This window comes from Oryzophilus luti (genome assembly GCF_059726245.1).
Map to the genome: position 1 here is coordinate 3,817,550 of NZ_AP040874.1, position 19,347 is coordinate 3,836,896.

The window sequence follows — 19,347 nt, forward strand, 5'->3', positions numbered from 1 at the left end:
GGGGCATGGCCGCACTTGTGTGCGGTGGAAAGTTGAGGAATGAAAGTGACAATTGCAATTACTGGAGCCGCAGGGCACCTCGGACATCTTGTCGTCTCAAAACTCAAAGCAGAAGCTCCTGGTGAGAATATCGTTGGTCTTCTGCGCTCTCCGGAAAAAGGCGCGGGGTTTCCCGTTGAACTCCGCGAAGCGGATTACGATGTTCGCGAGACGTTGAGCCGCGCCCTTGTGGGTGTCGACACGCTTGTATTGATTTCCTCCAGCGCGGTTGGCAGGCGCACGTTGCAACACCGCAATGTGATTGATGCGGCGCGGAAGAGCGATGTGAAAAGAATCGTCTACACCAGCATGCTGCATGCGGATACCTCCGTTCTGACCAGTCTGGCTGATGAACACGCGGCCACGGAAGAGTTGCTGCGGAGATCCGGAATCCCTTTCACAATCCTGCGAAATGGCTGGTACACGGAGAACTACACTTCGAATGTCCACGCCGCAGTGCGCACGGGCATGCTTCTCGGATGCGCCGGAGATGCGAAGCTCTCCTTGGCCACACGGGAAGACTATGCCGAGGCCGTAGTGACGGTTCTCACGTCTTCCGGACACGAAGGCAAGGTGTATGAACTGGCGGGTGACGAAGCCTACACGTTGACCGAACTCGCCGAAGAAATCTCACGCCAGGCCCGCAAAGTGCAATACAAAAACCTGCCCGAGCAGGAGTATGCCGGAATGCTTACGCAGTTTGGTTTGCCTGTGCCGATGGCCCAGGCCGTAGCCAGTTACGATACGGCGGCTTCCCACGGCGCGCTCTTCGACGATGGACACCAATTGTCGTCTCTGATTGGCCGGCACACAACACCGTTGCCGGTAGCGGTTGCAATGGCGCTCAAAGCCTGATTCAGCGTCTGAAGATTCAGTAACCCTGCCGCAGGACGAACGGGCGTAATTCGGGCTGTATGTGTAAATCCAAGGAGTCACCCATACAGCCCGGACACACGCCATCCCGGGCTATCCTTTCGAGTGGCAACTCTTCGCACAGTAGTCCACAAAATTCTTTGCCGCGTGGCTAAGCGATCCTTTGCGCCAGCACATCTGCAATTGCAGACTTCGCGCCGGCAGCAACGGACGGAACACGATCTCCGGAATCTTCATTATTCCGCCCGTGTCGAAAATGAAACTCACGCAGAGGTTCGCGCTCACGAGCGCAAAGATTGCGAGCACGCCAAAGGCGAAGAACGGCGCGCGCGGAAGGAACCCTGCTTCGCGGCACAAATCCAGAAGAGATTCATGAAGTCCCCACATGTTTGAGTAGGGCGGCAGCGCAATCTGCTCATCCTTCAGGTCGCTCCACCGTATCGTCTTCTTCGCGGCCAGCGGATGATCCTTGTTCAACGCGCAATACCATCGCGGACGTTCCAGCGTCACCGACTCAAGTTGGGGATGTCGCCGCATACCGCAGGTGTAGATCACGTCGAGCTCGCCGCTCAATACCTGCTCCAGAAGCTGGTCGGGAAACTGTTCGCGGGGGACCAGTTCGACCTCCGGAAAGCGCTGGCGGAACTGCTTGATGGCGCGCGGAAGGCGGCTCAGGACAAGGCTGTTGTCGTAGCCGAAAATGAGTTGGCCAGTCTCTCCCATGGCGGCTCTCTGCGCTGCGCTGGTTGCATCATCCATCTGCTTCATCAGACGGACGGCCTCGTGAAGGTACGCGCGTCCGGCTTCCGACAATTCGACATTGCGCGTATTGCGGACAAGGAGACGGACGCCCAATTCGCTTTCAAGCTGCCGAAGATTATGGCTGAGGGCGGGTTGTTCAATGTGCAGGACACTGGCGGCCCGGCCGAAATGCAGTTCGCGAGCCAGGGCCACAAAGTATCTTAAGTGCCGCAATTCAATCATCGCTGCCTCCGATCAAGTTATTTATTCTATCGATCAATGAATCAAAAAAACAGTATTTCTCATTACTCCTGAATTCCCCCTACCATCGGATTCGGCATTTTGCGACCGCCTCATTCCGGGAGCCTCCGAGGCATTATCCGTCTGTGCTGAGCGCCTCCGTGCCAAAGAAAGTGACGCGGGCGCCAGCGTAATGATTGCTGCGAGGCACAGCAAATGAACGCGTTGCGAAGTGTGAAGTAGAACCAGATTCGCGGTCTCATAGATTCTCCAAGCCGCCGGCGCTGACCAGATGATGCGAGGCGAGCAGGCCACCTGCTGAAAGGCACCCTCAAAACGGGTGGCTGGCACAGCCAAGCACGCTTCCGAATGGCGCTTCATGAACCAGTTCTCTGAAGCGATTTGCTCAGGAGCAGAACCATCCGAGGTGAGGGCCGGGTTGTACGAATGAAAGGAAATACGATGAAAGTGAAGTCTTTGCTTTGTACGTTCATGCTCTTATCTGTTTTGGTGTGCGGAGCTATTGCCCAGGCGCAGGTCTGTCAGATTGGCGTTCCCAGTCCGTCGTATCCCGAAGGTCCCTTCGGACTCGATGCGGGGTCGACGCCTCCTCCTGGAACCATTGCCGTCATGTTTGTTTCTGGATATGAGCCGAAGAATCACATCCGGACGAACTGCGGCAATGAGGTTCCGGGCTGGCACGCCGAGATTCAGCCGGAAATGGTTACGCTGATGTGGCGAACCACCAAGAAGCTGATGGGCGGCGAGTATGGATTCGGAGCCATTGCCGCGCCGTTCGCCACCGAAACGCTGACCCTTCCCAATGGAGCGACGCAGACCGTGCACGGACCGTTCGATCCGATTGCGATCCCGTTGGCCCTTACCTGGCGGCAGAAGCGATTCGAAGAGACCGTGTCCGTGGGCGAGCAGCTCAGTCTTCATTCGTACGACAAAAATAAGATGCTCAACCTCGGCGCTGGTTTCTGGACGACCATGATCAACTTTGGAGGAACTGCCTACCTGACAAAGGATCGTTCGGTACGCTTCTCCGCGCTCAATCACGTGGAGTTCCATCACGAACACAATAGCGGCCTTCATTACACCCTCGGACACGAGGATCATTGGGAAGCCGGTCTGGGCAAGGACATCAACAAGGGACCGTCGGCTTTCCGGTTCGCATATCCGTTTACCGTCGGAGCCGTGGGGTACGGGCACTGGATGTTTACGGAATCACATGGATCGGATCTTCCCTGGGATTCTCATATCCGGCCTCGTGGCTTCGGCGTTGGAGCTGAGGTGCAGAAGCATTACCCGAAGGCCGGGATCGATATTGACTTTATCTGGATGCGCGATGTGGGCGGGCAGTCCTTCCCCATGGGAAACAACTACAACTTCAAACTCGTGAAGGTGCTGCGTCCGCCCAAGCTTCCGCCAATGCACCAAATGTAAATCAACTCGAAACAAAGACACTCTGTCTTGGGCCGTGCTAAACAAGCACGGCCTTCGTATTGCTATGCGCTGCCGGCAGTCTCTGCGCGTGGCGCATTGCAACACGCCCAAGATGCCATTCACCTGCAACAGCCGAAGACTGCTTTGAGCAAGACAACGGAACACACGTGCCGCGCTCAATTGATTGATTGCATCGATCAATCATGACAAAAGATAGTATTTCTCTTTGGTATTCCAGCGCCCTACCATCATGTCCGGCATCTCACGATATCTCTCCCGAGGAATCCCAGGGAGAGCCGGAGGCAATAATCGAATGGTAGTGGCCGGGCGTGTTGCGGCAGTTCTTCTACTCGCCGTGTTCGGAATCTTCTCTGATATCCAGGCGCAGACCAAGTCCTTGGATACCGATCTGGTTGTGGTTGGTTCAGGTGGTGGCGGCCTCTCCGCGGCAGTTTCAGCAGGGCAACACGGAGCAAAGGTCGTGCTCCTTGAAAAAGAGGCATATCTCGGCGGCGCAAGTTCCTTCACGGAGGGACTCTACGCAGTTGGCACGAAACTTCAGGCGGAGAAAGGCATCTCGATCAGTTCCGACGAGGCATTCCGCGAAGCAATGGATTTCAATCACTGGACGGCCAATGCCGCTGCTGTCCGGCGCGCAATTGATGAATCGTCGAACACAATTGAGTGGCTGCAGTCATTCGGCATACAGTTCGATGTTGTTGCCATGAGCACGATCGAGCGTCCCGTGTGGCATGTCTTCAAACCTCAGGGAGAACTGAAGCACGGCCAAGTGTTAGTCAGTGTGCTTTCACGACGCGCGAAGGAACTGGGCGTCACGGTGCTCGTCTCCACGCCTGCGGTGAAGTTGATTGTTGAGAACGGCAGAGTGGCAGGTGTGGAAGCTGTGGACGCTCGCAAGAACAAGGTGATAATCCGCGCGAAGAGCGTCATTCTCGCCACCGGTGGATTTCCCAATAGTCCGGAGATGATCCGCAAATACACCTCATTCGATCCAGTACAGACGATTCCTTTGGTGCCGATGCATAAGACGGGCGACGGAATCAATATGGCGGAGGCGGCTGGCGCTGCTAAAGACCAATACTGGGGACTGATGGGAACACCAATCATTCCCGACCCCAAGATCCCGCCCATGAACGTACTCTTTCCGATCACGCTAAACGGCTTGCTGACCGTGAACGATTCAGGCGAGCGATTCTTCAACGAAGATGCGATGCGTCGATTCACGGTCGGCGTAAACGAGTTGTTCCGTCAGCGACACGGTGCCGCCTGGGTGCTATTCGATGATGCAACGGTGCACGCCTATGAATCCGAGGGCATCGACCTTGGAGTAGGTGCGTACTATCCGCCGGGAACCAAGCTCGACAAACTTCAGGCAGAGCTCGATGCCAGGTTGGCAGCACAATCGCCCGCCGTTGTTTCAGGCAGTTCCATCGAAGAACTTGCGAAGGGCATGAAGGTGGATTCCGCTCGCCTGCGGCAGACGGTGGACCTCTACAACGGTTTTGTTGCCAAAAAGCATGATGATCAATTCGGCAAAGACCCGGCGCTCCTGCGTCCGGTTGATGGCAAGCGCTATTACGCACTGCGCATTCAAAGCGCGCATCTGACTTCATACGGCGGAATAAAAGTGAATTCAAATTGGCAAGCCGTCGACAAGGATGAGCACCCAATTCCTGGCTTGTACATCGTCGGAACCGATATCGGTGGCCTGTATGGCGACACCTACAACGTGATGACCTCTGGATTCGCCATCAGTTCCGCTTGCACTTCTGGCCGGCTTGCTGGCGCGGACGCCGCAAAGGCGGCTCTCACGAAGTAAGCCCCGCCGGTGCTCGAACAATCTCCAGGTTCACGCCTACGGAGAGGGACTGCAGGCCCACGGGGGCAGGTCGACGCCGTGGATGTAGTCCAGAGTGCGGGATAAAAGAACTCACCCACCACTGCGGCGGTCATCTTCCTGTGATCAGCCGCAGTGTGTGGTCACGCTGCGGGAAGGGAATAAGAGGAACAAGCCGAATGCTCAGGCGATTGGCGTTGCAATGTACTGTCGTGGTGCTTCTCGGGGGACTGGCAATCGCTGCACACTCCGAAGCGAAGCCGAACAGGGCACGTCATAAGGAAGCGGGCCTCCAGTGCAGCACATGTCATACTTCAGCCCCAAAAACGTCAGTGCCCACGGATGGTTGTGCAACATGCCATGGCACGCTGAATGCGGTAGCGGAACGCACAGCGGGCATGAAGCCTAATCCGCATAAGAATCACATCACCGCTTCCGGCGATCTCGCTTGCAACGACTGCCACCATGAGCACGAAAAAGACACAATTCTGTGTACTCAGTGCCATCAAGACATCAGTTTTACAAAGTCCCAAAAGCCGTAGCGGTGTTCCCGATGGCATTCGTGCCAGGATGCCCGGGCTTTGCGCAGGTGCAGGAATATTGGAGCCATGGTGCACATGCTGTTTTCGGCACCACGGAAATGTGCAGTGTTGCACGGCATCGGGTTCACCAATGCACGGACGCTGTTTACACGACGCGGACCGCGGTCGGGAGCAAGCGCTGCCGGTCGCGGTCTAGGCTTCAATCGAAGACAACACAATTCACACTTCCCGCCTTAGCGAGAAGAGAATTCAGCATCGTGAGTTCTGGGCCTGCAGGAGGTATGGCCATGGATCTGATCGGCCTCGCTATTCTTGATCCAGTTGCAATGTTAGTCTTCGGCCAGAACCGAGCCTGAGAAGGTGGAGGATTGGCTAGTGAAGAAGAAGCGGTTCAGCGTGGAGCAGATGATCCGTGTGTTGAAGCAGGCACAGGTGGGGCGGAGGTGATCCGGAAGGCGGGGATCAGTGAACAGACGTTCTACCGCTGGAAGTCGAAGTATGCCGGCCTCGAGGTGGACCAGGTCCGCCAGATGGCACAACTGCAGGAGGAGAATTCGCGGCTGAAGCAACTGGTCGCCGAGCTGACGTTGGACAAGACGATGTCGCAGGATGTGCTTTCAAAAAAATGGTGTAGCCTTCGCGGCGCGGACCTTTGGTAGAGCGTTTAGTGGGAAGCTTCCAGGTAAGTGAGCGGCACGCCTGCCGTGTGCTGTGTGTGCCACGAGCGACCTACCGCTATCGAAGCTGCCTCAATCCGTGGACTGAGTTGCGGATGCGCATCCGCGAGACCGCTCAGGCAAGAGTGCGCTATGGATAAAGCAGGATCGCGGCGTGCCGAAAGTGCTGTTCTGCGACAACGGGAGTGAGTTCACCGGTCAGGCGATGGACCTGTGGGCGTATCGGAACGGAGCGAAGATCGACTTTTCCACGCCGGGTAAGCCTACTGACAACGCATTCGTAGAAGGCTTCAACGGAACCTTCCGGACTGAGTGTCTGAATACCCATTGGTTCATGGACCTCAAGGAGGCACAGCAGCTAATTGAATCCTGGAGACGGGAATACAATGAGAGTCGTCCTCACGCATCTATTTGTGACCGGACGCCTAGCGAGTTCGCCAGAGAGAGCGCGTCTAGCCGCGCTCTCTCTGCCACATAAACCCGCCGAAGACTAACTCTGACGCTGGCACAGAAAAACTAGGCTTTTCTCCGCTGCTCTACACTAACAATCAAACTGGTACAAAAGACCGGACAGGCCCCAGTTCAGGGAGCTTTCTAGGGCCAAAGAAGATCAGTGCGATGAGGACGATCACCAGCAAGTGCATTGGTTGGAACAGACCTTCAAACATCGCATTAACTCTCCTCGGATGACTCTCTTGCTGAATATGATTTGTCGGAGGAAGGAGTACCTGCAGGTTCATGCTGCAGAATCACGACGTGCTCTTTCCCCGATTCGGAAGCCAACTACACCGCCCCGTATAGCTTCAAGCTCAAGAGCTGGTAGCCGCCACCAGTTTCATGGTGGCGGCCAGCTCTACATCCGATGAATCGCCCCTTATCCCTACTGCTGCGGAGGTGGCGGAGCTTGGGGGCCCCCAAGCGTCTTCAGAATGCGGAATGTGAAGTGCGTTCCCTGAGCGCGGTTCTGGGCTCCACTTTCGAGATAGGCGTTGGCGTAGAACCAGAGGCCCTTGCCGCCAATCTGAACGCCGGGGCCAGAGCCGAAGACGCGCTCGCGCGAGTCGGCCAGACTCACGCCGTTGATCTTGTGATCAGTGATCTGCTGGATGGCGTAGCCATTGAAGCCCACGCGGATGCCCTTGACAACTTCATACGATGCCGCGTAGTTCTCATGGAAGGCCTGACCGGGCTGCATGCTGGCGAAGCCATATCCAACGAACGGATCGTCATTCTTGCCGTTCCATAGGTAGTGGATGCGCGAGCTGAACTCCAGCTTGGTGGAGTGCTTCATCGGGTAAAAGCTGAACGCATACCACGGGTTCACGGCAAACAGGTGGTTGCTCGGATTTACAACCTGATACTTGCTGTACTTACCCGTGGGGAGCACGAGATCGACGGTCATGCGGTGGGAGAACAGCCGCCCGCCAGCAACCGGCTTCGGCATCCAGAGCAGCATAAGCGGCGAAACCGTCAAGTCGCCGAGACCGCGGTTGTGGTTGTCACCCGCCGCCGGCGTGTTGAGGGCGACGTCTACGTAGGGCAGCAGGACTTCGCCCCCGTAAAAGGCTCCGAACAGTTTGTGATTGGAGTAATAGGCAAAATGCTGGAGCAGCACCGTAGTGGATAGTTGATTGGTGCCGGCGTCCTTGCTGCCGTTGGCATCCTTCATCTGCCCTGAGTAGCCGACGCTGGTGTACTGCTCCAAAGCCCAACCGGGACCAGCGGTGCCATCTTCAAAGCTGGTATTGCCAGCGTTGCCTACCGGCAGGGATACCTGTGCAAACACCGGCACTGCCAGCATCAGCATCGCGGCGCATACCACCATCAACCTCAACCTTCTCACTTGTTCACTCATGAAAGCTCTTCCTCGATGAAACGAGCAATATGCCGTGCAGCGTTTGACGTTTCTGCACGAGCTGATTCCTGCTAATTGCAATTCAGCGGCCATTGAACGTAGCGAGATCTGCCGGCTTGACCGAGGGGGGAGAAGATGATTCTGCGACGGGTGGGAGTGTGGCCCTTCTATTGCAATGATGCAGATATGCAACGCGCAGTCCGAGCATTGCCGCGTGGAATGCAAGAGAAGCGCGGATGTTGATACAAGCTCAGGACGCTGCAACTGCGTGATGGTTGCGATGTAAAGAATTGGAGAAGCTGACGAAGTCATAGAATTCGGAGTCTGCTGCTGAGTCAAAAGTGACGCGCTCGTTGCATGGCGCATTGCAGAAGTGCAACGAGGTCGATTGGCGCGGGTGGAGTGCGACAAGCAGCTCTTCGACGCTAATCAATAGCGCCGGGGCACGGTCCTGATGGGCGCCTGAAAATCATGGAGGCATTCGCGGGCTTCGACCAGTTGCACAGGAGGGAAGTCACGACTAGTCTCTCCTCCTTGGGGGGGGACAGCAGGATGGCAACACATGAATAAAGAGACAACGAAGAGGAAAGAATGCAAGAAGAAGATTATCACCTGCTAAAGCTCCTTGAATTTCATCTCGGTGAAGGAAAGATCTATTGCGAAGACGAAAGGATGCTTGTCTTTACGTCTTCCTCATTTGGCGCATTGCAGGAGATTCTGATTCGGCAATTTGGAGCACGTGAAGCGAAGAAGATCATCAGCCGCTTCGGTTATCGTCATGGATTTCATAGTTGCCTGACTGCCGAGCAGTTGTTTGGTAAGGCCCACAGAATCGCAACTGCTGTTCGCTATCATGAAGTCGTCGGATTCGGAAAGTACGAAAATATCAAAGGAACAGAGCCTCCTTCGAAGTATCACTTCGAGGCGGATTTGCGCGACTCGGCGGAGGCAGGAGAGTACCTGGCGAACATAGGCCATGCGGACATTCCTGTTTGCTGGTGGGCAACGGGGTTTGCTAGCGGCTATTGCAGCGCGCACTTCGGCGCGGAAGTGTATGTCAAAGAGACCCGTTGCCTGGCACAGGGCGAGGCGGTCTGCGAATTTCTGGGCAATGACGCCGCGTTGTGGGGAGACGAGGTTTCTGAGTTCCGTTCTTGTTTGGTTTTTCTGATGGTGAGGCCGCAGAGCAGTTCCGGATGCAGCAATGTCAACTGCATCACAAATGGCATGTTGACCGGGCTCAGGCTCGCGCGACGACCAGCTCCGGTGGGCTGGAAATAGATGGCCGGTCTGTGCACAGCAAACTGGAGAAGATTGCTGAAGCGAACGGTTTCGTGATTCGAGAAAAAGCGATGTGGTTGGCGCTGGAGCGCGCGATGGCAGTCGCGCGGCTGGATATGCCGGTTCTCGTACATGGTGAGACGGGGACAGGAAAGGAGCTTATCGTCAACCTCATACACAGCCAGAGCGCGCGGAGCCGCCGCCCTCTGCTCTCCATCAATTGTGCCGCGGTGACCGATACGCTTCTGGAGTCAGAGTTGTTTGGTCATGTACGGGGCGCTTTTACTGGCGCTGTTTCTGACCGCCCGGGGCTGTTTGAGGCTGCTTCGCAAGGCACTCTGTTCCTCGACGAGATCGGGGAGATGCCGCTAAACCTCCAGGCAAAATTGCTGCGCGTTCTCGAGAATGGTGAAGTGCGCCGCGTCGGCAGTACACAGACAATCCGAGTGAGTCCGCGCATTCTCGCTGCGACCAATAAGGACCTGGAAGCAATGGCGGCCAAGGGGGAGTTTCGACCGGATTTATACTTCCGATTGAATTCATTTGTCATCGACTTGCCGCCCCTGCGCGAGCGGCGCGACAGCATTCCGCCCCTAGTCCAGAAGTTCGTGGAGCAGGCATGCCGGAAACTTGGCAAGCACATCAAGACGGTTTCTCCGAAAGCCATGTCGCGCCTGATCAACCACTCGTGGCCCGGCAACGTACGTGAACTGAAGCATGCCATCGAGAGCGCCATCATTGTTGCCGCCGGTACAGTGATCGAATTGTCAGACCTTCCTCCTGCTGTCATGAAGATATCCCGAGGCGGCAGCGCATCAAAGAAGCTTTCTGCGGATGAGTGCGGCAGTCTGGAAGATGGCGAGCGGCAGGTGATTCTCGCAGCATTAAAAGCGCACGGCGGAAATCGCACGGAGACTGCAAAAGCCCTCAAGATTCATACGTCGACGCTGTGGCGGAAAATGTGTCGTCTCGGTTTGTCCGAATAGGCGTTGCATCCGCGCAATTGCAGAATTGCAACACTCGAAGGTTTTGTCTCCTCCAAATGCCCGAAGGGCCGTGTTTCTTCCCATATCGCGGTCCTTCAAGGTTGGCCACTCGTTTGCATTGAACCTCCTCGCACGCTCAATCACCATCTGATTCGCGTTAGCGCCACCCGCCGACGCCTCATCAGCGCGGCATCATTTTCGGAGTGATCTCGAGCGTGTGTTCTTCAGATTCATAGGTCATCCATGCTTTCTGGGCTAACGCGGTGAGGATCGAAGGAGATTCAATGTCGAACGACAACAAGAAAGACAAGAAACAGGGCCAGATCTCCCGACGTGAGGTTTTGTTGGGGACTGGCGCGGCACTCGCCGCAGGCGCTCTCGCCAGCGCTGTTCCTCTTGCTGCTTCGGTGAAGCCGGAGCCACATTCCGGAACTTCCGGGGTTCCGTTGGAAGACCAGGTGTGGGACTTCGAGAAACAGCCCGCCCCCATCCCTGATTCCAAGATTACCGAAACACAAGTTGCGGATATCGTGGTGATTGGAACCGGTGCCTCCGGTATGCCGTGCATTGCCGCTGCGCTGGAGACGGGAGCGAAAGTCATCGCCCTGGAGAAGCTGTCCAAGGAGGAAGCCACTCCAACGCAAGAGCGTCCTGACCGCTCCCGGGCGATCGGCGCGTGGTATGGCTTCGTAGGCAGCAGGCTCTACACCCAGCGCCACATTCCTCTCGACAAGCAGGCCATTATTGGGGCGAAAGTGAGGGCATCCCTGTGGAGATGTGATCAGCGCCAGATCAATAAGGTCGCGTTGTATGGCGAGCACGTTGCGAACTGGTGGCTCGACATCATGGAAGAGCAGGGAATTGATCCCAACACGATTCCCATCGAGGTCCATGCGGAGAAACGCCAGCAGGTTCTGCCAACGATGCCTCCGCCGCGCCCCGGCCAGAGTGTCTACTGGCATCCCATGGGGCATGTGGTTCCTGCAGGCCGTGCGGAACAAGCCCTGGAGCGCCACCTGAATGACAACGGCTTCCAGATCACCTACAACACTCCGGTGAAGCAGTTGATTAAGGAGAACGGACGGATCACGGGAGTGATCGCAAAGAGCCCGAAGGGTTACATCAAAGTCAAGGCGAACAAGGCAGTCATCCTTTGCACCGGAGGTTACGAGGGCAACAAGGAGATGATCAAGAAGTACATGCCGGAATCGAAGGCGTACAAGGTTGTTGTTGGCAAGCAGAGCAACACCGGCGACGGCTACCTGATGGCGCAGTGGGCTGGTGCCCGCATGGATCCCTGGCCCCACTGTTCCATGACATGGGACGGCATGAGTCCGGAGTGTATCGCGAAGCTGAAGCTGGACTACGTTGGCATTGCGCGCCAGCCCTGGCTCTACCTCAATGCGAATGGTCTGCGTTTCATGGATGAAGAAGCACCCTTCAGTAGCATTGGCCACTCCATGTACATGCAGCCACATAGCATGATGTGGACGATCTTCGATGAGCAGTGGCGTGACGATGATGTTCTGGAGCATCTCGGCGGAACCGTCTGCCGCAGAATGACGACCCGCAAGCTGCCCTTCATTCTCCCCATGAACACGAAGGCCAACACGGAGAAGATGATCGAGGCCGGCGTGATTCTCAAGGCCAATACCATCGAAGAACTGGCTGCAAAGATGGTGAGCGAGGGGCCGGCGCTGGGCATCGGGAACGATACGAGCGTTGAGACAATCAAGGCCTCGTTCGATCGCTATAACCAGCTCTGCCGAGGGGGGAATGACGAGGACTTCGGCAAGGATCCGTCTCTGATGATTACGTTGAAGAAGCCGCCATTCTACGCTTGCAGAACCTGCGTCGGATTGCTTGTCGTCCAAGCGGGGCCGCTGGTCAATGACAACTTCCAGGTGCTCGACAAGGAAGGTCATGTGATCTCCGGTCTCTACGCCTGCGGCAATGTTGCTGGCGGATTCAACCAGTTCGAATACAGCATGGACGCTGATTTCGGAAGCCTGGGGCGTGCCTGCGTCAGTGGATACATTGCCGCCAAGCACGCCGCAGGTGCAAAGCTGCCTGACGTGACACCCTTCCCGCTCAGCCAGATCTTCACCGCTTGCAAGGGGTAACCCGCGTTCCGGCAGGGGCCTCCGATGCGGCAGGCCCTTGCCACGCCATTCATTGCTCAGGACTATTTAAATGAATAGAACGGTCATGATTTCCGCCGTGTTGGTGGTTGCCTCTCTGCTTGTGCTGGCGCCGTATGGCAACAGTGCGAACCCTGCGCCGCTCGGACAAAGTAATAACGCGGCATCCCAGAGTAGTTCAAATTGGAGCCCCTCGTCGGATTGCTCAACCTGCCATGCCAAGTACGTGCAGTCGATGAAGAACGATAAGCTGCTCATCAGTACCCACGTGAAGGCCGGTACGGATCGGTGTACCAGTTGCCACGAAGAAACATCGCTGAAGCAGAGCCATGCCTCTGTTACAGGCCCGGTTCCCATGATGAAGGCGCGCAGATATCCAAAGGAATTCTGTCTACGGTGCCACGGAACACTGGAGGAGCTTGCGAAAAAGACGGCGAACAGCAAGGTGCTCACTGACGTGAAGGGACGCACGATCAACCCTCACGACCTGCCCAGGACTCCGGCGCATGCCAAAGCTGGCGATTGCGCCAACTGCCACCGAATGCATAAAACTCCGGTTGATGCTTTGAACTACTGCTTTGGCTGTCACCACAAGAGAGAGTTCGCATGCCAGGAGTGCCACAGCGAGAAGAAGTAAGCCTGCGCATGGCACCTGCAATTTCTGGAATGCATGATAGCGAAAGCACAGTCAATGTGAAGCCGTACTAATTTTTGAAATGCTTCTTCATGAGGACTTTCCAGATGTAGTACTGGCAACTATTCGCAAGGCGAGCCGACGCAATCTGTGGACCGCCTTGCGCCTTTTCATCCTGATTTCTGCAATCGCCGTTCTCGCTACTTCCTCTGTTCCCTCGCTTAATTGAAATGTGTCGCAGTTCTCGTCACATTGGGTTCGGGTCGAATCAAATCTTCCGATTTTAAAGTTCCTCTCGCGTATCGCCCTCATCCCTCTCACACAACCTCGTTGAATTCAAAGAGGTTTATTGGTAGCGCAAAACACCATCGCTCGCCATTCATTTGGTCCTGCGAATGCATTAGCGCAATGTGACCCGCCGGGCCGCCATGCACGTTGGCGGTCCGGCGGGTCACGCAGAAACCATCAAAGGAGTATCCGGCAATGCCGACATCCACGACCACGCCCACTGAGGTAGAGAACATCGAGCAGTTGATGAAGACGACCAGCAGTTTGCAGCTTCCGATCTTTCGTACTTTGGTTCTCTGCAAAGAGCCGCAGGCGCCCGAAGCAATCGAGAAAGCAATTGCTGATTCTCTGCGTGGGCAGGTTGCCATGCAATTGCCCGGGACGATTTTCCAGTGGTTGAAGGATGCCGGAGCGCTCGTGCCAGCCGAGATAGAAGAGAGTGCGCCCAACCATGAGTTTTGGGTTACTTCAAGCGCTGGATGCTGCGTTCTGGAATCATCCAGCCCGCTCAAGCGAATTTCGCAGCTGATGGCGGAGCGCCCGCAGTATGCAGACAGCTATCGTCGCATGCTGATCTTTTGCCTTGCTCCCCGTACACGCTCGGAAATCGAAAAACACCTTGAAGGGGACCCTGCACTCGTCAGCCCCAGGCTCTATCCGGAATCGCTCATTGGCGATCTGGAGGAAGCGGGCGCTTTGGAGTGGAAGGGGAAGTGGCAGACCACGGATTTATCAAGAGAGCTTTTGTAGTAGCAAGTTCGGGCATTGCCCGATGTTGATCATTACGTTCCTAGGAGCGGAATCATATGAAGGAGATTTCACTTACACGGCGAAGCTTTCTCACCGCATCTGCGGTGACGGGGGCAGTCGCCGCGCTAAGCAAGTCCACGCGCGCGATGGCAGCAGCCCTCACGCACACTCCAGTTCCTGCGGATGCGGGGCAGCTTCAGCGGGTTCGAAGCTCATGCCGCGGATGCGGAAAGATGGAGTGCGGCGTTTGGGTAACAGTGAAGGACGGACGAGCCATCAAAATCGAAGGCGACGAATCCTGCTTCACGAGCCGAGGCAATTGCTGTACGAAAAGCATGTCCTCGTTGCAGGCTGCGTACCACCCTGACAGGCTCAAATATCCGATGAAACGCACGCATCCCAAGGGCCAGGACCCTGGTTGGGTGCGGATTTCGTGGGATGAAGCCCTGCGTACCACCAAGCACAAGATTCAGGAGGTTCAGGCAAAGTACGGCAACGAGTCGGTGTTCACCATGTGCGGCACCAGCCGCGTATGGAGCATGGCACCCTACAACGCACTAGGCCAGTTGCTGAAGACTCCTAACCAGATGGTCGGTCTTCAGATTTGCAAAGGGCCACGTTGGCTGGGGTCCCAGTTGACGCATACGTTTGCAGGAAGCTGGATGTCGACGGTGGACCGCCCGAAGGTTTACGTACAGTGGGGTGGATCACCGGAAATTTCCAACTACGACGACAGTTGCAGAACTACCGTCGACGCCTACTCCGAGGCGAAGCACTACATCAACGTGAATCCGCGCCTCTCCAATGCTGGCAAAGAGTCCGACCTGTGGCTTCCGTTGCGGCCGGGCACCGACGCTGCACTCGCCCTGTCGTGGATGGAGGTTATCATCCGGCACAAGCTCTATGACGAGCTGTTCTGCAAGCGCTGGACGAATGGACCATTCCTCTATTGCCACGATATCGAACCCTCCGGCTATGAGTGTGGGAACTGGAACCTCAAGTATCAGCTCAAGACCCGGCTTCTGAAGCAGAGCGATGTGCAGCACGGGGGTGATCCCAAGAAGTTCATGGTGTGGGATAAGCTCGCGAATCGACTCACCTACTTCGATGCCGGTACGGGACTGTGGGAAGGCGAAACGTTCAAGCGCCCGACTAAGGGGAGCCATGTCGCCGGAGGCTTCCTGCCGGAACCCACGAAATTCAACCCGAAGATCGATCCGGCGCTCTTTGGCGAATACACGGTGAAGTTGAAGGATGGGCGCATGTCGAAAGTCACGCCCGTGTTTCAGCTGCTGGCATCCCGAGCCGCTGAGTATGCTCCGGCCAAAGCCGAGAGGATCACCGGCGTACCGGCCGCGAAGATCGAACAGGCGGCAAAGGTCTGGGCCACGCGCCTTGATCCTCGTTATCCGAATGGCGGCATTCAGTACCTGCTTGGCACGGAGCAGTCGGCGAATTCGACGCAGAACATCCGAGCCATCACAGTCCTGGTCGCGTTGATTGGCGCGTATGACACGCCGGCAGGAAACCGTGGCCCGACCTTGGGTGCGGTGGATGCTTCGCCGGGCAACTTCTGCCCCTCCCTTCCGAAACCTGATTTCTCCAGAGTGCTCGGCTCAGAGCGGTTCCCCCTGCTGAAGTGGTGGCAGTGGTGGGCGGATTGCGCGAGCGTGTGGGATGCCGTGCATACAGGAAGGCCGTATCCGGCAAAGGCGGCCATTTGCCAGTCCGGCGATTTCCTGTCGCAGGGCAACACTACCGTTGCATGGGAAGGACTGAAGAAGCTCGAGTTCTTCATGGACATCGACCTCTGGCATCATCCAACGTCGGAGCTGGCAGACATCATCCTTCCAGCCTGCCATTGGCTGGAGCTGGATTCGCCTCGTCAATCGCAGGGTGGAAGCGGCGGCATGGGCGCCACCTGCAAATGCATCGAGCCTCTGGCCGAAGCGAAGTCGGACGTTGAGTTTGTGAACCTGCTCTTCAAAGAGTTTGGAGAGGAGTTCCTTCCGAAGGGTGGCCCGTTCCCGCACACCACCGAGGGCATGCTCGACTTCTGCGTCGCTGGCACAAAAATGAATTGGAAACAATACAAGGCCAAGTTCCAGAAGGAAGGCTGGATGGATGTCAAGAAGTGGTTCCCGGATGCGTGGGGTACATATCGACGCTACGAAACGGGACACCTTCGTCAGCCGCCAGCGTTCTTCCTGCTGCCCGGTGACGGCAAGCCCGGCTTCTCGACGCCGACCATGAAGACCGAAATCTGGTCCACGGTTCTGGAGACCTACCTGCCCGGAAAGCACCAGGAACTGCCGGCATTCCAAGAGCCACCGCAGGGACCGGTCTCAACGCCGGATCTGATGAAGCAGTATCCGCTCACGATGATCACCGGACGCCGCATCCCTGTGTACTTTCACTCCGAGCACCGGCAGTTGCCGTGGTGCCGCGAGTTGTGGCCGGTGCCGAAGGTCGAAATCAATCCAGAGACTGCTGCGAAGTATGGGTTCAAGCAGGGTGAGTGGATTTGGATTGAGTCGCCGTGGGGGCGCGTTCGTCAGACGGTCGACCTCTACGACGGCATCGCTCCCAACGTCATCAATTGCGAGCACACATGGTGGTTCCCGGAGATGCCAGCGCCTGAGCACGGCTTCAAGTACTCGGCAATCAACCAACTGGTCAATCCACACGCGCAAGACCCAATCTGTGGTTCCAGCCACCTGCGCGGATACCCGGTGAAGGTCTACAAGGCCAAGGAGGGTGCACCGGAAGGAATCATTCTGACCTCCCAGGATAAGCGACTGAAGAAGTGGAAGCCTGTTCATGAAGGGAGGGCGTAGCCATGCAGCTCGGAATTGTTACCGACCTCAATCGTTGCGTTGGCTGCCTTGCATGCACGGTGGCATGCAAGATGGAAAACAACGTGGAGATTGGTTCGTACTACACCAAGATCTTGCGTGTTGGTCCGAATCCGAAGCATGCGGGGGCAAAATTCCCGGCGGTGGAGATGTACTTCCTCCCGGTGCAGTGCCAACACTGCAAGAACCCTCCATGCGTCAAGGTGTGCCCCACGGGGGCATCCCAAAAGCATGCCGATGGAACGGTGCAGATTGACAAGGCAAAGTGCATCGGCTGCAAGCTGTGCCTGAAGTCCTGTCCGTATGGCGTGCGTTTCCTCAACGAAGAAACCAAGGTTGTTGAGAAATGCACACTGTGTGAGCAACTGGTCTCGCAGCACAAGGAACCGCAATGTGTTTCCGGATGTCAGGGCCGTGCGAAAGTCTTTGGCGACTTGGATGACCCCAACAGTGCGGTTTCCAAGAAGCTGGCTTCCGCAGCCGCCTCCGCACATGCTCTGCCCGACGAAGGCAACCGGCCAACCTTCCGGTACATCCTGCGGAAGGCGGCGTGGCGCGGCGGCAAGACAGACTTTCAGAAGTCGTAACGGAGGCTCTGACGGAAATGGAACTGCCATGGGGCTTTTTCTTCCTCTTCTTCACCTGCCTGAGCGGCATGTTGTTTGCCCTTCTGGGAGGAGTGATGTGGATGGAGAAAAAAAGCTCGATTCAACTCAAGGGAGCAGTCGTGGCTCCCATATTACTGGGTGCCGGCATTCTTGCCGGCGCCCTTTACCTTGGCCATCCGGAGCGAATCTTTGGTGCGCTCGGAAATCTTAATTCCGTACTCAGCCGCGAACTGGATGTCCTGTTCGCCGTATCCATCGCCATGATCGTGGTTCTTGTGAGGTCTGCGAGAAAGCAAAGACCTGGCAAGATCCTCTCCGCTGTTGCCGTACTGGCCGGTATGGTGCTGCTGTTGGCAACAGTACAGCTGGCATACGTCTGGCTTTCGGGAGAAGTCGTGATCGGCTGATCTCGTGGGTCAAATTTCCCTTCGGAGAGAAGAGTGAAAACTTCTCCCCGAAGGAGTTCTTAGGAGCAGTTGTGGAAACTACATCCTCCATTTCCGCCGCAGAGCTGGTGGCGAACCGCACAAATACCTACGGATTATTGGCGAGGCTCTTTCGCACCGAAGTTGACGAAGAGACGCTGGACTACCTGAAGCAGTTGTGCTTTGTCCAGGACATCGAGTCTTCGGAGATCACAGAAGGCTATGGCATCTGGGAGCAATGCCTGGCCCACAGTGATGACAACACGCTGTTGAATCTTGCGATTGAATATGCCCGGACATTCATCGGTTCTGGAAACAATTCCAACGGCGCTGCCTACCCATACGAATCTGTCTATACGAGCTCAAAGCGCCTCATTATGCAGGATGCTCGCGATCAGGTTCTGGCTCTGTACCGGTCGGAAGAACTGGGGACGCACAACTTCAACGAACCGGAAGACCATATCGCACTCGAACTGGAGTTCATGCTGCACCTGAACCTGAAGCTCGTGGAGCACCTAAATACAGACAACCTGGCGGAAGCACTTCAAGATCTTCAAAAGCAGCAAGAGTTTCTGGACAAGCACCTATTGAACTGGTTCCCGAGATTTGCCGAGGACATGGTCAAGTATGCGCGTGCGGGATTCTACTGTGGCCTTGCAAAGGTCACCCACGGCTTTCTCGTGCTTGACCGGCAGGTGAATTGCGACTTGATGGAAGAGATCACCCGCCACTGAAGGACAACGCGGGCAGGACGATTGTTCCGACAAATGCTGCCCAAGAATCGGACGGTTCTCGGCTCGTTCTCCGGACTCGTACCTGAACATTGCCATTGCCGACACTGAACAGGAAGCCAAGGCCTTGAAAAGGGCCTTGGCTTTGTCTTGGTAAACACTCCGCAAATCGTAAATGACGATCTTTAAGTCACTTGTGACGAGATCAAAGAAGTCGTGTGCAAATTCGTCGCATCGGTTCCAAACGGCTCGCGAAAAATCAAAAGAAATAGCACTTCTGCAACGTCCCGTGCAATGAGTCGCGCGGCGAGGTTTGGCATTGAGCATGCGGACTACAGAGCGGCGTGCTGCATAAGACGGAACAGAAGCTTTCG

16 protein-coding genes and 1 pseudogene are annotated in these 19,347 nt (G+C 56.2%); 14 read left to right on the forward strand and 3 right to left on the reverse strand.

The window, feature by feature from the left end:
• Nucleotides 1-39 precede the first annotated feature (39 nt).
• Nucleotides 40-894 carry an SDR family oxidoreductase gene (locus AC6IZO_RS16380; RefSeq protein WP_497806551.1) on the forward strand — a complete coding sequence of 285 codons (855 nt, stop codon included), beginning with the start codon at nt 40-42 and terminating at the stop codon, nt 892-894.
• 111 nt (nt 895-1,005) lie between these two features.
• Here the strand turns inward: AC6IZO_RS16380 and AC6IZO_RS16385 are convergent, their stop codons facing one another.
• Nucleotides 1,006-1,896 carry a LysR family transcriptional regulator gene (locus AC6IZO_RS16385; RefSeq protein ID WP_497806553.1) on the reverse strand — a complete coding sequence of 297 codons (891 nt, stop codon included), beginning with the start codon at nt 1,894-1,896 and terminating at the stop codon, nt 1,006-1,008.
• 627 nt (nt 1,897-2,523) lie between these two features.
• Here AC6IZO_RS16385 and AC6IZO_RS16390 point away from each other — a divergent pair.
• From AC6IZO_RS16390 to AC6IZO_RS16405, 4 genes and pseudogenes are all read left to right on the forward strand, one after another.
• On the forward strand, nt 2,524-3,342 hold the full coding sequence (locus AC6IZO_RS16390; RefSeq protein ID WP_497806555.1) for a transporter: 819 nt from the start codon (nt 2,524-2,526) through the stop codon (nt 3,340-3,342).
• A 313-nt stretch (nt 3,343-3,655) separates the two neighbouring features.
• Nucleotides 3,656-5,182, forward strand: a complete 1,527-nt coding sequence (locus AC6IZO_RS16395) for an FAD-dependent oxidoreductase (RefSeq protein WP_497806557.1) — start codon at nt 3,656-3,658, stop codon at nt 5,180-5,182.
• A 197-nt stretch (nt 5,183-5,379) separates the two neighbouring features.
• A complete protein-coding gene (locus AC6IZO_RS16400; protein ID WP_497806559.1) occupies nt 5,380-5,742 on the forward strand; it encodes a cytochrome c3 family protein in 363 nt (120 codons plus the stop codon).
• 375 nt (nt 5,743-6,117) lie between these two features.
• Nucleotides 6,118-6,897, forward strand: a pseudogene (locus AC6IZO_RS16405) (integrase core domain-containing protein).
• Between the two features lie 70 nt (nt 6,898-6,967).
• Here the strand turns inward: AC6IZO_RS16405 and AC6IZO_RS16410 are convergent.
• On the reverse strand, nt 6,968-7,159 hold the full coding sequence (locus AC6IZO_RS16410; RefSeq protein ID WP_497806561.1) for a Sec-independent protein translocase subunit TatA/TatB: 192 nt from the start codon (nt 7,157-7,159) through the stop codon (nt 6,968-6,970).
• A gap of 140 nt (nt 7,160-7,299) precedes the next feature.
• On the reverse strand, nt 7,300-8,244 hold the full coding sequence (locus tag AC6IZO_RS16415; RefSeq protein ID WP_497809988.1) for a SphA family protein: 945 nt from the start codon (nt 8,242-8,244) through the stop codon (nt 7,300-7,302).
• Between the two features lie 621 nt (nt 8,245-8,865).
• Between AC6IZO_RS16415 and AC6IZO_RS16420 the strand changes: the two genes are divergently transcribed.
• The 9 genes from AC6IZO_RS16420 to AC6IZO_RS16460 all read left to right on the forward strand — a co-directional run bounded on the left by AC6IZO_RS16420 (nt 8,866) and on the right by AC6IZO_RS16460 (nt 18,976).
• Entirely contained in the window at nt 8,866-9,555 is a 690-nt protein-coding gene (locus AC6IZO_RS16420; RefSeq protein ID WP_497806563.1) for a XylR N-terminal domain-containing protein, read from the forward strand.
• Between the two features lie 11 nt (nt 9,556-9,566).
• A complete protein-coding gene (locus AC6IZO_RS16425; RefSeq protein WP_497806565.1) occupies nt 9,567-10,541 on the forward strand; it encodes a sigma-54 interaction domain-containing protein in 975 nt (324 codons plus the stop codon).
• A 284-nt stretch (nt 10,542-10,825) separates the two neighbouring features.
• Entirely contained in the window at nt 10,826-12,664 is a 1,839-nt protein-coding gene (locus tag AC6IZO_RS16430) for an FAD-dependent oxidoreductase (RefSeq protein WP_497806567.1), read from the forward strand.
• Nucleotides 12,665-12,749: 85 nt separating this feature from the next.
• Nucleotides 12,750-13,319, forward strand: a complete 570-nt coding sequence (locus AC6IZO_RS16435) for a cytochrome c3 family protein (protein ID WP_497806569.1) — start codon at nt 12,750-12,752, stop codon at nt 13,317-13,319.
• Nucleotides 13,320-13,799: 480 nt separating this feature from the next.
• Entirely contained in the window at nt 13,800-14,354 is a 555-nt protein-coding gene (locus AC6IZO_RS16440) for a hypothetical protein (protein ID WP_497806571.1), read from the forward strand.
• Nucleotides 14,355-14,410: 56 nt separating this feature from the next.
• Nucleotides 14,411-17,191: a molybdopterin-dependent oxidoreductase gene (locus tag AC6IZO_RS16445; RefSeq protein ID WP_497806573.1), complete on the forward strand. Its 2,781-nt coding sequence runs from the start codon at nt 14,411-14,413 to the stop codon at nt 17,189-17,191.
• A 2-nt stretch (nt 17,192-17,193) separates the two neighbouring features.
• On the forward strand, nt 17,194-17,796 hold the full coding sequence (locus tag AC6IZO_RS16450) for a 4Fe-4S dicluster domain-containing protein (protein WP_497806575.1): 603 nt from the start codon (nt 17,194-17,196) through the stop codon (nt 17,794-17,796).
• Between the two features lie 17 nt (nt 17,797-17,813).
• Nucleotides 17,814-18,224 (forward strand): DmsC/YnfH family molybdoenzyme membrane anchor subunit, encoded by a 411-nt coding sequence (locus AC6IZO_RS16455; protein WP_497806577.1) that lies wholly within the window; start codon nt 17,814-17,816, stop codon nt 18,222-18,224.
• 71 nt (nt 18,225-18,295) lie between these two features.
• Entirely contained in the window at nt 18,296-18,976 is a 681-nt protein-coding gene (locus tag AC6IZO_RS16460; RefSeq protein ID WP_497806579.1) for a TorD/DmsD family molecular chaperone, read from the forward strand.
• The last annotated feature ends 371 nt before the right edge of the window (nt 18,977-19,347 follow it).